The organism is Vibrio sp. 10N.222.48.A3 (assembly GCF_041475345.1).
GTDB lineage: Bacteria > Pseudomonadota > Gammaproteobacteria > Enterobacterales > Vibrionaceae > Vibrio > Vibrio tasmaniensis_A.
In genome coordinates, this window is the sequence record NZ_JBFRVX010001702.1 from 941 (window position 1) to 1306 (window position 366).

General features: G+C 43.2%; 1 protein-coding gene. It reads left to right on the forward strand.

The genetic code is table 11. The annotated features are described in order from the left end of the window. Nucleotides 1–366: KH domain-containing protein (locus AB4653_RS28495; protein WP_372105995.1), on the forward strand; the 366-nt coding region annotated here is incomplete at both ends.

Here is a 366-nt window from a genome sequence, read left to right on the forward strand (position 1 = left end):
TTAAAGAAGGCGACGATTTCGTTGTTCTTTCTGACATCCTTGGCGACGAAGATCACCTAGGTGATATGGACTTTAAAGTAGCAGGTACTAACGCTGGTATCACTGCACTTCAAATGGACATCAAGATCGAAGGTATCACTAAAGAGATCATGCAAATTGCTCTTAACCAAGCGCAAGGTGCACGTAAGCACATCCTTTCTGTAATGGATGAAGCTATCTCTGGTGCTCGTGAAGATATCTCTGAATTCGCTCCACGTATCCACACAATGAAAATCAGCTCTGATAAGATCAAAGATGTTATCGGTAAAGGCGGCGCAGTTATCCGTGCTCTTTGTGAAGAAACGGGTACTACAATCGAAATCGAAG